18 protein-coding genes are annotated in these 12,727 nt (G+C 67.6%); 4 read left to right on the top strand and 14 right to left on the bottom strand.

Annotated elements, in window-relative coordinates; all coding sequences use genetic code 11:
* Positions 1–9: 9 nt before the first annotated feature.
* From HNR28_RS10125 to HNR28_RS10110, 4 genes are read left to right on the top strand one after another with little or no spacing between them, the layout of a single operon-like run.
* Positions 10–1,362 (top strand): OmpP1/FadL family transporter, encoded by a 1,353-nt coding sequence (locus HNR28_RS10125; protein ID WP_151024602.1) that lies wholly within the window; start codon positions 10–12, stop codon positions 1,360–1,362.
* Positions 1,363–1,384: 22 nt separating this feature from the next.
* Complete coding sequence (locus tag HNR28_RS10120) at positions 1,385–1,915, top strand: DUF4442 domain-containing protein (RefSeq protein ID WP_043678975.1); 531 nt, start codon at positions 1,385–1,387, stop codon at positions 1,913–1,915.
* On the top strand, positions 1,912–2,553 hold the full coding sequence (locus HNR28_RS10115; RefSeq protein ID WP_151024601.1) for a chalcone isomerase family protein: 642 nt from the start codon (positions 1,912–1,914) through the stop codon (positions 2,551–2,553). Before HNR28_RS10120 ends, HNR28_RS10115 begins: the two co-directional genes overlap by 4 nt.
* Positions 2,554–2,574: 21 nt before the next feature.
* Positions 2,575–4,254: an AMP-binding protein gene (locus HNR28_RS10110; RefSeq protein ID WP_151024600.1), complete on the top strand. Its 1,680-nt coding sequence runs from the start codon at positions 2,575–2,577 to the stop codon at positions 4,252–4,254.
* A gap of 120 nt (positions 4,255–4,374) precedes the next feature.
* Here the strand turns inward: HNR28_RS10110 and ggt are convergent, their stop codons facing one another.
* The 14 genes from ggt to HNR28_RS10040 all read right to left on the bottom strand — a co-directional run.
* Positions 4,375–6,162 carry a gamma-glutamyltransferase gene (gene ggt, locus HNR28_RS10105; protein ID WP_184142836.1) on the bottom strand — a complete coding sequence of 596 codons (1,788 nt, stop codon included), beginning with the start codon at positions 6,160–6,162 and terminating at the stop codon, positions 4,375–4,377.
* Between the two features lie 96 nt (positions 6,163–6,258).
* Positions 6,259–6,669 (bottom strand): ribonucleotide reductase subunit alpha, encoded by a 411-nt coding sequence (locus HNR28_RS10100; RefSeq protein ID WP_151025455.1) that lies wholly within the window; start codon positions 6,667–6,669, stop codon positions 6,259–6,261.
* 358 nt (positions 6,670–7,027) lie between these two features.
* Positions 7,028–7,309 carry a 30S ribosomal protein S17 gene (gene rpsQ, locus HNR28_RS10095; RefSeq protein WP_043678984.1) on the bottom strand — a complete coding sequence of 94 codons (282 nt, stop codon included), beginning with the start codon at positions 7,307–7,309 and terminating at the stop codon, positions 7,028–7,030.
* Between the two features lies 1 nt (position 7,310).
* Positions 7,311–7,502, bottom strand: a complete 192-nt coding sequence (gene rpmC / locus HNR28_RS10090) for a 50S ribosomal protein L29 (RefSeq protein ID WP_043678987.1) — start codon at positions 7,500–7,502, stop codon at positions 7,311–7,313.
* A gap of 13 nt (positions 7,503–7,515) precedes the next feature.
* Positions 7,516–7,932: a 50S ribosomal protein L16 gene (gene rplP, locus HNR28_RS10085; RefSeq protein WP_043678990.1), complete on the bottom strand. Its 417-nt coding sequence runs from the start codon at positions 7,930–7,932 to the stop codon at positions 7,516–7,518.
* Positions 7,933–7,934: 2 nt separating this feature from the next.
* Positions 7,935–8,726 (bottom strand): 30S ribosomal protein S3, encoded by a 792-nt coding sequence (gene rpsC, locus HNR28_RS10080; protein WP_043678991.1) that lies wholly within the window; start codon positions 8,724–8,726, stop codon positions 7,935–7,937.
* Between the two features lie 9 nt (positions 8,727–8,735).
* Complete coding sequence (gene rplV / locus HNR28_RS10075; RefSeq protein ID WP_043678994.1) at positions 8,736–9,065, bottom strand: 50S ribosomal protein L22; 330 nt, start codon at positions 9,063–9,065, stop codon at positions 8,736–8,738.
* Positions 9,066–9,068: 3 nt separating this feature from the next.
* On the bottom strand, positions 9,069–9,344 hold the full coding sequence (rpsS, locus tag HNR28_RS10070) for a 30S ribosomal protein S19 (RefSeq protein WP_043678997.1): 276 nt from the start codon (positions 9,342–9,344) through the stop codon (positions 9,069–9,071).
* A 12-nt stretch (positions 9,345–9,356) separates the two neighbouring features.
* Entirely contained in the window at positions 9,357–10,184 is an 828-nt protein-coding gene (gene rplB, locus HNR28_RS10065) for a 50S ribosomal protein L2 (protein ID WP_043679000.1), read from the bottom strand.
* Positions 10,185–10,481, bottom strand: coding sequence for a 50S ribosomal protein L23 (rplW, locus tag HNR28_RS10060; RefSeq protein ID WP_043679002.1), 297 nt, complete (start codon positions 10,479–10,481; stop codon positions 10,185–10,187).
* Positions 10,478–11,101 (bottom strand): 50S ribosomal protein L4, encoded by a 624-nt coding sequence (gene rplD, locus HNR28_RS10055; protein WP_043679004.1) that lies wholly within the window; start codon positions 11,099–11,101, stop codon positions 10,478–10,480. The genes rplW and rplD overlap by 4 nt, the downstream gene beginning before the upstream one ends.
* A gap of 2 nt (positions 11,102–11,103) precedes the next feature.
* Positions 11,104–11,793: a 50S ribosomal protein L3 gene (gene rplC / locus HNR28_RS10050; protein WP_043679006.1), complete on the bottom strand. Its 690-nt coding sequence runs from the start codon at positions 11,791–11,793 to the stop codon at positions 11,104–11,106.
* A 195-nt stretch (positions 11,794–11,988) separates the two neighbouring features.
* The gene (rpsJ, locus tag HNR28_RS10045; RefSeq protein ID WP_043679008.1) at positions 11,989–12,300 is read right to left on the bottom strand and encodes a 30S ribosomal protein S10; all 312 of its coding nucleotides are present in this window, start codon (positions 12,298–12,300) and stop codon (positions 11,989–11,991) included.
* Positions 12,301–12,356: 56 nt separating this feature from the next.
* On the bottom strand, positions 12,357–12,727 hold a 371-nt coding region (locus HNR28_RS10040; protein ID WP_457912208.1), incomplete at its 5' end, for an EF-Tu C-terminal domain-related protein.

Here is a 12,727-nt window from a genome sequence, read left to right as displayed (position 1 = left end):
GGTGACACGATGAAAACGCACTACACCCTCAAGACCCTGTCGGCCATGATCCTGGGCCTGGGCACCCTGGGCATCGCGCACGGCGCCGGCTTTCAGCTGCTGGAACAGAACGCCAGCGGGCTGGGCAGCGCCTACGCCGGCTCCGCCGCCAGCGGCGAGAATGCCAGCGCGACCTACTTCAATCCCGCCAGCATGACGCTGCTGCCGGGCATGAACGTCAGCGCGGGCGCGGTGGCGATCAAGCCGAGCTTCAAGTTCTCGGACGGCGGCAGCACCAATCCACTGGGCGGCAGCCCGGGCGGCGGCAACGGCGGCGACGCGGGCTCGCTGGGGGTGGTGCCCAACGCCCACTTCACCTGGCAAATGAACCCGCGCCTGTGGCTGGGCCTGAGCGTGGGCGCGCCCTTCGGCCTGATGACCGACTACGACGAAGGCTGGGTCGGCCGCTACCACTCGGAAAAATTCTCCATCGAGAGCATCAACATCAATCCGTCCATCGCCTTCAAGGCCACCGACACGCTGTCGATCGGCGCGGGCGTGAGCTACACGCACCTGGACGCGGACTACCGCAAGGCGCAATTCGTCCCCTCCATCCCGACGGGCGCGATGGGCAACCCGATCCCCCTGCCCGGCGGCGACCTGAGCGCCAAGGTCAAGGCCAAGGGCGACGGCTGGGGCTGGAACGTGGGCGTGCTGTGGCAGGCCACGCCGGATACCCGCTTCGGCCTGTCCTACCGCTCCAAGGTCAAGATCGACGCGGACGGCACCACGACTCTCCGCAACCGCAGCGTCCCGACCTCGATCGCCCTGGCGCCGGGCATGTCCATCCCCAACCCGATCGCGGGCCTGCTGCCGCTGGGCGAATACGACGCCGAGACCACGGTCGAGCTGCCCGACACCGCCATCTTCAGCGTGGTGCACCAGCTGAACGACCGCTGGACGCTGCTGGGCGACGTGTCCTGGACGGGCTGGAGCAGCATCCCGGAACTGAAGATCGAGAACAGCGGCGTCTCGAACTCCACGCTCGACCTGCGCTTCAAGGACGCCTGGCGCGTGGCCCTGGGCGCGCACTACAAGTACAGCGAGAGCTGGACCTTCAAGGGCGGCGTGGCCTGGGACCAGTCGCCGGTGCGCGACGACGCCTTCCGCCCGTCGTCCCTGCCGGACAACGACCGCTACTGGCTGTCGCTGGGCGCGCAGTACAACTTCAACAAGAACACCAGCATCGACGTCGGCTATGCCCACCTGTTCGTGAAGAGCACTTCGGTGAACAACAACTCGTCGAAGGACGCCGGCGTGCTGAAGGGCGACTACGACAGCAGCGCGGACCTGTTCGGCGTGCAGTTCTCGCACCGCTTCTGAGGACGGGGACCGTGAGCCTGGCATGAAGTTGTCGCAGTTGAAACGCCTGCCGCCGCGGTGGCGGGCGCGTGCCATGCGCACGGGCTTCAATCTCCATCCGGCCTTCCGTTCGACGGGAGGCCGGGTGGACTACGTGTCCCACGACCTGCTGCACGTGCGCGTGCGCCTGCCGCTGACGCGACGCACGCGCAACATCGTGGGCTCGATCTTCGGCGGCTCGCTGTTCGCCGTCACCGACGGCGTGCACGTGGGCATGCTGATGGCGCGCCTGGACCGGGACGCCATCATCTGGGACAAGGCCGCCGAGATCCGCTACCGCAAGCCCGCATTCCGCACGCTGTACGCGGACTTCGTCCTGACGGAAGCCGAGCTGCAGGGCATCCGCGAGGAGCTGGACCGCAAGCACGAGGTCGAGCGGGTCTATCAGGTGGACCTGAAGGACGCCGACGGCACGGTGCACACGGAAGTCCGGCGCACCATCTACCTGGCCGACAAGGCCTATTACAAACAACGCAAGCCGCGCCCCGACGCGGCGGGAGAGGCATCATCATGACCCATCCGAACACTGGAATCGATTGCGCGCGGCCCGCGCGCGGCAGCCTGCTGCGCGGCACGTTCGCCGCGCTGGCGCTGGCCGCCGCCGGCCTGTGCGCGGCGCCGCCCGCCCTGGCCCTGACCGTGGCCAACGTGGAAGTGCCGCAGCAGCAGACGGTGGCGGGCAACGACCTGGTCCTGAACGGCGCCGGGCTGCGCCAGCGCTTCGTCTTCCACGTCTACGTCGCCGCCCTGTACCGGCAGCAGCCGACGAAGGACGCCGAGACGGTCCTGAACAGCGCCGAGCCGCAGCTGCTGCGCCTGACCCTGCTGCGCGACATCAACAGCAAGGCGCTGACCGACGCGCTCAACGACGGCCTGAAGGCCAACTGCACCGAAGCCGAGCTGCGCGACATGGCCGGCACCATCGCCCATTTCGAGGACTTCATGAAGACCGGCGGCGAGGGTGCCTCGGGCGATCTGGTGGACATCGTTTTCAATCAGGGGACAGTCTCGGTATCATTCAAGGGCAAGGCTCTGGGGGAGGTCAAGGATCCCCGTTTCGCCACCGCGCTCCTGAAGGTCTGGCTGGGTGCCCACCCGGCCCAGGAATCCCTGAAAGCGGCCCTGCTGGGCCAGGAATCCAAAAGCAACTGACTGACATAAAGGAACCGCATCATGGAACGCATCTGGCTGGAACACTACCCCGAAGGAGTGCCGGCTGACATCACCGATCAGGCCGCCGCCTTCGACTCGCTGGTCGACCTGTTTGAACAAAGCTGCAGGCAGTATGCCGGCAACACGGCCTACGTCAGCATGGGTGCGTCCCTGACTTACGCGCAGACGCTGGACAAGGCCCGCGCCTTCGCGGGCTGGCTGCAGGCCCAGGGAGTGTCCAAGGGCGACCGCGTCGCGCTGATGATGCCCAACCTGCTGCAATACCCGATCTGCCTGTTCGGCACGCTGATGGCGGGCGCGACGGTGGTCAACACCAACCCGCTCTACACGCCGCACGAACTGCACCACCAGCTGGCGGACTCGGGCGCGACCACGGTGGTGGTGGCGGAAAACTTCGCCCACACCCTGCAGGAAGCCATGCCCGGCACCCCGGTCAAGCGCGTGGTGGTGACCTCGCTGGGCGAACTGCTGGGCTTTCCCAAGGGCATGATCACCGACCTGGTGGTGCGCCACGTGAAGAAAATGGTGCCGGCCTGGAACATCCCGGGCGCGCGGCGCCTGCGCGAGGTGCTGACCGAGGGCGCGCGCGCGTCCTACCGGCGCCCCGCGCTGACGCACGCCGACCTGGCGGCGCTGCAGTACACCGGCGGCACCACGGGCGTGGCCAAGGGCGCCATGCTGAGCCACGGCAATCTGGTGGCCAACGTGTGCCAGGCCTATGCCTGGGTGCGGCCCTACTGCCAGGGCGACCGCGAATGCATCGTGACGGCGCTGCCCCTCTACCACATCTTCGCCCTGACGGCGAACTGCCTGACCTTCATGCGGCTGGGCGCCAGCAATCTGCTGATCGTCAACCCGCGCGACATCCCCGGCTTCGTCAAGGAACTGGGCAAGGCCCGGTTCACCGCCCTCACCGGGGTGAACACGCTGTTCAACGCGCTGCTGAACCATCCCGATTTCGCCAGGCTGGACTTCAGTTCGCTGAACATCACGCTGGGCGGCGGCATGGCCGTCCAGGAAGCCATCGCGGAACGCTGGCTCAAGACCACCGGCAAGCCCATCGCCCAGGCCTACGGGCTGACGGAAACCTCGCCCGCGGTGACCATCAATCCGCTCGACAAGGTCGATTTCAACGGCTCGATCGGCCTGCCGGTGCCGTCCACGGACGTCGCCATCCGCAACGAAAACCGCACCATGGCGATCGGCGAATCGGGCGAGATCTGCGTCAAGGGCCCGCAGGTCACGGCCGGCTACTGGAACCGCCCCGAGGAGACCGCCAAGGTCTTCGACGCGGACGGCTGGCTGCTGACCGGCGACATCGGCTACATGAACGACCAGGGCTACGTGTTCCTGCTGGACCGCAAGAAGGACATGATCCTGGTGTCGGGCTTCAACGTGTACCCGAACGAGGTCGAGGCCGCCGCCATCGAGCACCCCGGCATCCTGGAGGCCGCGGCCATCGGCGTGCCCAGCGGCGCCTCGGGCGAGGTGGTCAAGCTCTACGTGATCCGCAAGGACCCGAACCTGACCGAAGCCGACGTGATCGCCCACTGCCGCAAGCTGCTGACGGGCTACAAGGTGCCGAAGTTCGTGGAATTCCGCGAGGACCTGCCGCGCAGCAACGTGGGCAAGATCCTGCGCAAGGAACTGCGCGACGAAAAGGCGCAGCAGCCGGCCTAGAAGCGGCGTTGACCGGCATCTCGGTCTTCGCGCTCCCCCGGTCGGAACAGGCTCCGGACAGTCCCGGCCGGGGGGCGCGCAGCCCTGACGCGGGGCGGCTGATGCAAGGCGGCGGCGGTCTCAGTAGCCCAGGGCGGCGCCGTCGGGATTGCGCGGGTCCGAGGCGCCGTACAGGATGCCGTCCTGGATCAGGATGGTCTGGGTGCGGCCCATGGCGGGTTTGACGGCGACGCGGTGGCCATAGCTGCGCAGCAGATCCAGCGTATCCGGGCTGAAACCCTTTTCCACCCGCAATTCATCGGGCTGCCATTGATGGTGGAAGCGCGGCTGGGCGGCGGCTTCGGCCGGGTTCATGCCGAAGTCGATGGCATCGACCACGGTTTCCAGCACGGTGGTGATGATGCGCGCGCCGCCCGGGCTGCCGGTGACCAGCCAGGGCCGGCCGTCGCGCAGCACCAGGGTGGGCGTCATGGACGACAGCGGCCGCTTGCCGGGCTGGATGGCGTTGGCTTCGCCGCCGGTCAGGCCGTAGACGTTGGCCACCCCCGGCTTGGCGGAGAAATCGTCCATCTCGTTGTTCAGCAGGATGCCGGTGCCGGCGGCGACGATGCCGCTGCCGAAGTTCGTGTTCAGGGTATAGGTGACGGCGACCGCGTTGCCCGCCGCGTCGGCCACGGAAAAGTGCGTGGTCTGGCTACTTTCGTAGGGCTGGGGGCGGCCCGGCCGGATGTCTGCCGCCGGCCGGGCGCGCCCGGGCAGGATGCCGGCGGCCAGCCGGCGGGCATAGGCCTTGGAGGTCAGGCCGGCCACGGGCACGGCGACGAAGTCCGTGTCGCCCAGGTATTGCGCGCGGTCGGCGTAGGCGAGCTTCATGGCCTCGGCCATGTGGTGGATCGTGCGTGCGCCGCCCGCGCCCCAGTCGGCGATGGGCCAGGTTTCCATCATGTTGAGGATCTGCGTCAGGTGGATGCCGCCGGAGCTGGGCGGCGGCATGGTCACGATCCGGTAGCCGCGGTAGTCGCCGACGATGGGCGGGCGCTCGACGGCGCGGTAGCCCGCCAGGTCCCGCGTCGTGATCAGCCCCCCGTGGCGCGCCATCTCGGCGGCGATCCGCTCGCCGATGGGGCCCCGGTAGAACGCGTCGGCCCCCTGACGCGCGATCAGGCGCAGGGACCGCGCCAGGTCGCGCTGGACCAGCGGCTCGCCCGCCCGCAGGGGACGGCCGTCGCGCCAGAAGATGGCGCGCGTCGCGGGCCAGCGGCCCATGGGTTCGGCGTTCCGCGCCAGGGCGTCGGCCAGAGTCGGGCTGACCGGGTAGCCCCGCTGCGCCAGGCGGATGGCGGGCGCCATGACGCGGGACAGGGGCAGCGAGCCCCAGCGCGCCAGGGCGTGCGTCAGGCCGGCGACCGTGCCCGGCACGCCCACCGCCAGGTGGGTGTGGAGCGAACGGCCGTCCACGACCTCGCCGCGCGCATCCAGGTACATGTCGCGCGCGGCCCGCGCCGGCGCCGTCTCGCGGAAGTCCAGGGCGTAATCGCGGCCGCTGCGCGCCTCGTGCACCATCATGAATCCGCCGCCGCCCAGGTTGCCGGCGTTGGGCAGCACCGCCGCCAGGGCGAAGCCCACCGCCACCGCCGCATCGACGGCGTTGCCACCGGCCTGCAGCATGGCCAGGCCGGCGCGCGTGGCCTGCTCCTGTTCCGACACCACCATGCCATGCCGCGCGGCGACCGGATGGAAGACGTCCAGGCCGGCATCGTAGGCCGCGGCGGCGGCGCGGGTGGCGGGTGCGGTGGCGGCCGGCGGCACCGGGCCGGCCGCGGGCGCATCGGACCGCGGGAGGGGCGCGCAGGCGGCCAGCAGGGCGAGCAGGCCCGGGCCGAGCCAGCGCGCGAGGCGCGGTTTCATGAGGGACGATTTCCCGAAGGGCGGTTTCATGGCCGTTCTCCCGATGCCGGTCCCCGCGGCCCCGGCTCGCGGGGCGGGGCGTGCGCTCGTGCGGGGTCAGGCGGCGCCGAACACGATCGGCTCGCCGGTGCGGTCGAAGGCCAGCAGCGCGCCGATCGTGCCGTACTTGATCATCTGCGTCATGCGCTGGAAGGCCTGATCGACGTCCTTGTTGTCCGGCAGGTACGCCGACTGGTCGGCCATGGCGGCCACGAACACCACCTGCCAGTCATGGCCGGTGCGGCGCGATTCCTCGACCAGCGCGTCGAAGGCGCCCAGTTCGTCCGGCGTCTTGTCCACGCACAGCACGGGCGTGAGTTCGCCGCCCTCGCCGCGCGCGTGGCGGGCCTTCTGCTCGGGCGTGGCGTCGTCGGGGATCGTGCTGGCGGCAAAGACGAACAGCAGGCGCTGCGGTTCGGGCTGCAGGCGCGCGGCCTGCAGCAGATCGTCGAAACAGGTGATGTCCATGGCGGATGGCGGCTCTTGCGTAGCTTTTGCGAAAGCCTTCATCCTACAGGATTCCGCCGGTGCGCTCGTCGATCCGGGACCGTCCGGAGCGGTCCGGACCGATGGGAGGAGCTCGGGGGACCGGCGGCCCGGCAGCACGAGGGCAGTCCGGCAGCCCGAGGGCGGCAAGGAAGCGGCAAAGAAGCGCGGCAAAGGTGCGGCCCAAGCAAAACCCCGCGCAAGGCGGGGCTGGGGGGTGCGCGGCCGGGGCCGCGCGGGGTCGAAGGGGCGGCACCCGCCTCGCGGCATGCATGCCGCCCGGCTGGGTCGGGCGCGGAACGGTCCGCAAGGACCTTCCCGCGTTCCGCCCGGCGCGGCATCAGATGATGCGCACGGCCTCGACCAGGCGCACCACCGTCCAGGACTTGGACTTGGAGATGGGGCGGCCTTCGGCGATTTCCACGGTGTCGCCTTCGTTGTACTGGTTGGCTTCGTCGTGCGCCTTGTACTTTGCGGTGCGGTTGACGAACTTGCCCAGCACGGGATGCTTCACGCGGGTCTGGACGCTGACGACGACCGTCTTGTCCATCTTGTTGCTGACGACCTTGCCGACCAGCGTGCGCTGACGCTTGGTGGTGTCTTTCTGGGTTTCGGTGGTCATGTTACTTTCCTGCGTTCTCAGTCATGATGGTGCGGATGCGCGCGATGTCGCGGCGCACCTTGCCCAACTGGCTGGTGTTGGAAAGCTGCTGGGTGGCACGCTGCATGCGCAGGTTGAATTGTGCCTTCAGCAGGCTCTCGAGCTCGGTCTGGAGCCCGGCGGCATCCTTGGCGCGCAGTTCACTGGCTTTCATATCCTGATCTCTCCTAGGCGCCCACGCGGCGCGACACGAAGGTCGTGCTGATGGGCAGCTTGGCGGCGGCCAGGCGGAAGGCCTCGCGCGCGAGTTCCTCGCTCACGCCTTCCATTTCGTACAGCACCTTGCCGGGTTGAATTTCCGCGACCCAGAATTCCGGGTTGCCCTTGCCGTTACCCATCCGGACTTCGGCGGGCTTCTGCGAAATGGGCTTGTCCGGGAAGATCCGGATCCAGATGCGGCCGCCGCGCTTGATGTGGCGGTTGATGGCACGACGGGCGGCTTCGATCTGGCGGGCGGTCAGGCGGCCACGGCCGGTGGCCTTCAGACCGAACTCGCCGAAGGAAACCTGGGCGCCGCGCGTGGCCAGGCCGGTGTTGCGGCCCTTTTGTTCCTTGCGGTACTTCCTGCGAGAGGGTGACAGCATGTTTATTCTCCTTCAGGCGCCGGAGCGGCCGAGGCGGCATCGCGGCGCGGACCGCGGCCACGGCCGCGGTTGTCGCCCGGGCGGCCGGGGCGATCGCCACGCGGCGCACGGCGCGGACGGCGTTCTTCATCGCGCGGGGCGGCGGTTTCCGGGGGCATTTCGCCGTTGGGCAGCATGTCGCCCTTGTAGACCCAGACCTTGACGCCGATGATCCCGTAGGTCGTCTGCGCTTCCGAGAAGCCGTAGTCGATGTTCGCGCGCAGGGTGTGCAGGGGCACACGGCCTTCGCGGTACCATTCGGTGCGGGCGATCTCGATGCCGTTCAGACGGCCCGAGGACATGATCTTGATGCCCTGGGCGCCCAGGCGCATGGCGTTCTGCATGGCGCGCTTCATGGCGCGGCGGAACATGATGCGCTTTTCGAGCTGCTGGGTGATCGAGTCGGCGATCAGCTGCGCGTCGGTTTCCGGCTTGCGGATTTCCTCGATGTTGACGTGCACGGGCACGCCCATCAGGCGCTGCAGGTCGGCCTTCAGCGTCTCGATGTCCTCGCCGCGGCGGCCGATCACCACGCCCGGACGGGCCGAGTACACGGTGATGCGGGCGTTCTTGGCGGGGCGCTCGATGACGACGCGGCCCACGGAAGCCGATTTGAGTTTCTTCTTCAGGTATTCGCGCACGCGGATGTCCTCGGCGAGCATGCTGCCGTAGACCTTGTCGTTCGCGTACCAGCGAGAAGTCCAGTTGTGGTTGACCGCGAGGCGGAACCCAATCGGGTGAATTTTCTGTCCCATTGCGACTCCTTACGCCCCGACCTTGACCACGATGTGGCAGGTCTGCTTTTCGATGCGGTTGCCGCGGCCCTTGGCGCGCGCGGAGAATCGCTTCATCGACTGGGCCTTGTCGACGTAGATCGTGGTGACCTTGAGCTCGTCGATGTCGGCGCCATCATTGTGTTCGGCATTGGCGATGGCCGATTCCAGCGCCTTTTTCAGGATGCCGGCGGCCTTCTTGGGGCTGAACGTCAGGATGTTGAGGGCGTGCGCCACGGACTTCCCACGGATCAGGTCCGCCACCAGGCGGGTCTTCTGCGCGGAAATATGGACGCCGCGGATGACTGCGGTAGTTTCCATGGCTTACCTCTTGGCCTTCTTGTCCGCCGCGTGCCCCTTGAAGGTGCGCGTCAGGGCGAATTCGCCGAGCTTGTGGCCGACCATGTTCTCGTTGATATAGACGGGAACGTGCTGGTGGCCGTTGTGCACGGCAATCGTCAACCCAATGAACTCGGGCAGGATGGTGGAACGGCGCGACCAGGTCTTGATCGGCTTCTTTTCTTTGCCCCCGACGGCGGCATCGACCTTCTTGATCAGATGCGCATCGACGAACGGGCCTTTCTTGATCGAACGTGACATAGTGTTCGCCCCTTATTTGCGCTTGCGGCGAGAGACAATCATATTGTCCGTCCGCTTGTTACGACGGGTCCGGTAGCCCTTGGCGGGAGTACCCCACGGGCTGACGGGTTCGCGGCCTTCGCCGGTGCGGCCTTCGCCGCCGCCGTGCGGGTGATCCACCGGGTTCATGGCGACGCCACGGACCGTCGGGCGCACACCGCGCCAGCGCACCGCGCCGGCCTTGCCGATCTGGCGCAGGCTGTGATCGCCGTTGCCGACTTCGCCGATGGTGGCGCGGCAGTCGATGTGGACGCGGCGGACTTCGCCGGAGCGCAGGCGGACCTGGGCGTAGACGCCTTCGCGGGCCATCAGCACGGCGGACGCGCCGGCCGAGCGGGCCAGCTGCGCGCCCTTGCCCGGCTGCATCTCGATGCAGTGGATGGTGGAACCGACCGGGATGGCGCGGATGGGCAGCGTGTTGCCGGCACGGATCGGCGCTTCCAGGCCGGAGACGACCGTGGCACCGACTTCCAGACCGCGCGGGGCGATGATGTAGCGGCGCTCGCCATCGGCGTAGCACAGCAGCGCGATGTGCGCCGTGCGGTTCGGATCGTATTCCAGGCGCTCGACCTTGGCGACGATGCCGTCCTTGTCGCGGCGGAAATCGACGACGCGGTAGTGCTGCTTGTGGCCGCCGCCGCGATGGCGCACGGTGATGTGGCCGTTGTTGTTGCGGCCGGAATTGCGCGATTGCGGTTCGAGCAGGGGGGCGTAGCCCGGGCCCTTGTGCAGTTCAGGGTGCACGACCTTGATCATGCCCCGGCGACCGGCGGACGTGGGCTTGACTTTGACCAGCGGCATTTAGTTCACCTCCGTAAAGTCGATTTCCTGCCCGGCCTTGAGCGAGACATAGGCCTTGCGTTCGTTGCGGCGACGACCCATGAAGCGGCCGAAGCGCTTTTCCTTGCCCTTGCGGTTGGCGACCTGCACGGATTCGACCTCGACCTTGAACAGCAGTTCGACGGCGGCCTTGATCTCCGGCTTGGTGGCGTCGGCGACGACGCGGAAAGCGACCTGGTTGTTCTTTTCGGCGATCATCGTGGACTTTTCGGTCACGACGGGCGCCAGAATGACTTGCATCAGACGTTCGGCATTCATCCCAGCAACTCCTCGAGTTGGGCGATCGCCGGCTTGGTGATCAGCACTTTCTTGTAGTGGACCAGGGACAGCGGATCGGCGTAGCGCGTTTCGATGACCGCCACGTGGGGCAGGTTGCGCGTCGCGAGATAGACGTTTTCGTCCAGCGCATCGGTGATGATCAGGACGGGTTCGGCGATGCCCAGACCCTTGAGCTTGGCCGCGGCCAGCTTGGTCTTCGGGGCGTCGAGGGTGAAGTTCTCGACCACGGCCAGGCGGTCTTCGCGGACCAGCTGCGAGAAGATCGCGCGCAGACCGGCGCGGTACATCTTCTTGTTGACCTTGTGGCTGAAGTTTTCGTCCGGCGAATTCGGGAAGGCGCGGCCACCCCCACGCCAGATCGGCGAGGAAGTCATCCCGGAACGGGCGCGGCCGGTGCCTTTCTGGCGCCAGGGCTTCTTGGTGGAGTGTTTGACCGTCTCGCGGTTCTTCTGGGCGCGGTTGCCCATGCGGGCATTGGCCTGGTAGGCCACGACGATCTGGTGCACCAGGGCTTCGTTGAAGTCGCGGCCGAAGATCTCGTCGGCGGCGGCCACGGTGGCCGAGGACTGGCCCTGATCATTCAGGAGCTTGAGTTCCATGATTAGGCTCCTTTCTTGGGCGTCGCCTTGACGGCGGGGCGCACGACGATGTCGGCGTTCTTGTGGCCGGGGACGGCGCCCTTCACCAGCAGCAGGCCGCGCTCGGCGTCCACGCGCACGACGTCCAGGTTCTGGACGGTGCGGGTGACGTCACCCAGGTGGCCGGACATTTTCTTGCCGGGGAAGATGCGGCCCGGGTCCTGGGCCTGGCCGATGGAGCCCGGCACGCGGTGCGAGCGCGAGTTGCCGTGCGAGGCGCGCTGCGAACCGAAGTTGTGGCGCTTGATGGTGCCCGCGAAGCCCTTGCCGATGGTGGTGCCGGTGACGTCGACCTGCTGGCCGACCTCGAACACGGATTCCACGGCGACCACGGCGCCGGCCGTGAATTCGGCGGCGCGGGCGGGATCCAGGCGGAATTCCTTCAGGATGGAGCCGGCTTCGATGCCGGCCTTGGCGTAGTGGCCGGCCTGGGCCTTGGCCACGCGGGAAGCGCGACGCTCGCCGTAGGCGAGCTGGACCGCCGCATAGCCGTCGATTTCAGGCGTCTTGACCTGGGCGACGCGGTTGTTGGACACGTCCAGCACCGTGACCGGGATGGATTCGCCTTCCTCGGTAAAGATGCGGGTCATGCCAACCTTGCGCCCCACGAGCCCGAGCCGCCAGGCGGCGGGCGTAGGTGTCGAATTCGACATTGTTTTCTCCGGGGGGTGTTTCCCCACAGTTTTCGATCCCGACTGCGATTGGCCGGGGCTGTGATCTTTCGCCATCGACCCCGCCTAAAAGGCGAAAATGGATGACGAAGCCCTTGATTCTAGCATGAAAAAAGCGCCCTGCCTAGAGGCAGGGCGCTTCGGTCCGGACGGGGCCGCGGGGCGGCCCGGGCGGAATTACTGCAGCGCGATCTCGACGTCCACGCCGGCCGGCAGATCCAGACGCATCAGGGCGTCCACGGTCTTGTCGGTGGGATCGACGATGTCCATCAGACGCTGGTGCGTGCGCATCTCGAACTGATCGCGCGAGGTCTTGTTGACGTGCGGCGAGCGCAGCACGTCGTAGCGGCGGATGCGCGTGGGCAGCGGCACGGGACCGCGGACCACGGCGCCGGTGCGCTTGGCCGTATCGACGATCTCGGCGGCGGACTGGTCGATCAGCTTGTAGTCGAACGCTTTCAGGCGGATGCGGATTTTCTGGCTTTTCATGGGAATCCCTAAAGAACGAGAGGGGCGGGGGGAATGCCCCCCCGCCGATCCATCAATTACTTGATGATTTTGGCGACGACGCCGGCGCCTACGGTACGGCCGCCTTCGCGGATGGCAAAGCGCAGCCCCTCTTCCATGGCGATCGGCGCAATCAGGCTCACCGTCATCGACACGTTGTCGCCCGGCAGCACCATTTCCTTGTCGGCCGGCAGCTCGATCGTGCCCGTCACGTCCGTCGTGCGGAAGTAAAACTGCGGACGATACCCCTTGAAGAACGGCGTGTGACGCCCGCCCTCTTCCTTGGACAGAATGTAGACTTCGGCCGTGAAGTCCGTGTGCGGGTGGATCGAGCCGGGCTTGGCCAGCACCTGGCCGCGCTCGACTTCCTCGCGCTTGGTCCCGCGCAGCAGAATCCCCACGTTGTCGC

Source organism: Castellaniella defragrans (assembly GCF_014203015.1).
Lineage (GTDB): Bacteria > Pseudomonadota > Gammaproteobacteria > Burkholderiales > Burkholderiaceae_B > Castellaniella > Castellaniella defragrans.
Note: the sequence above shows the minus strand (reverse complement) of the source record. Positions and strands in the feature narration are given on the sequence as shown.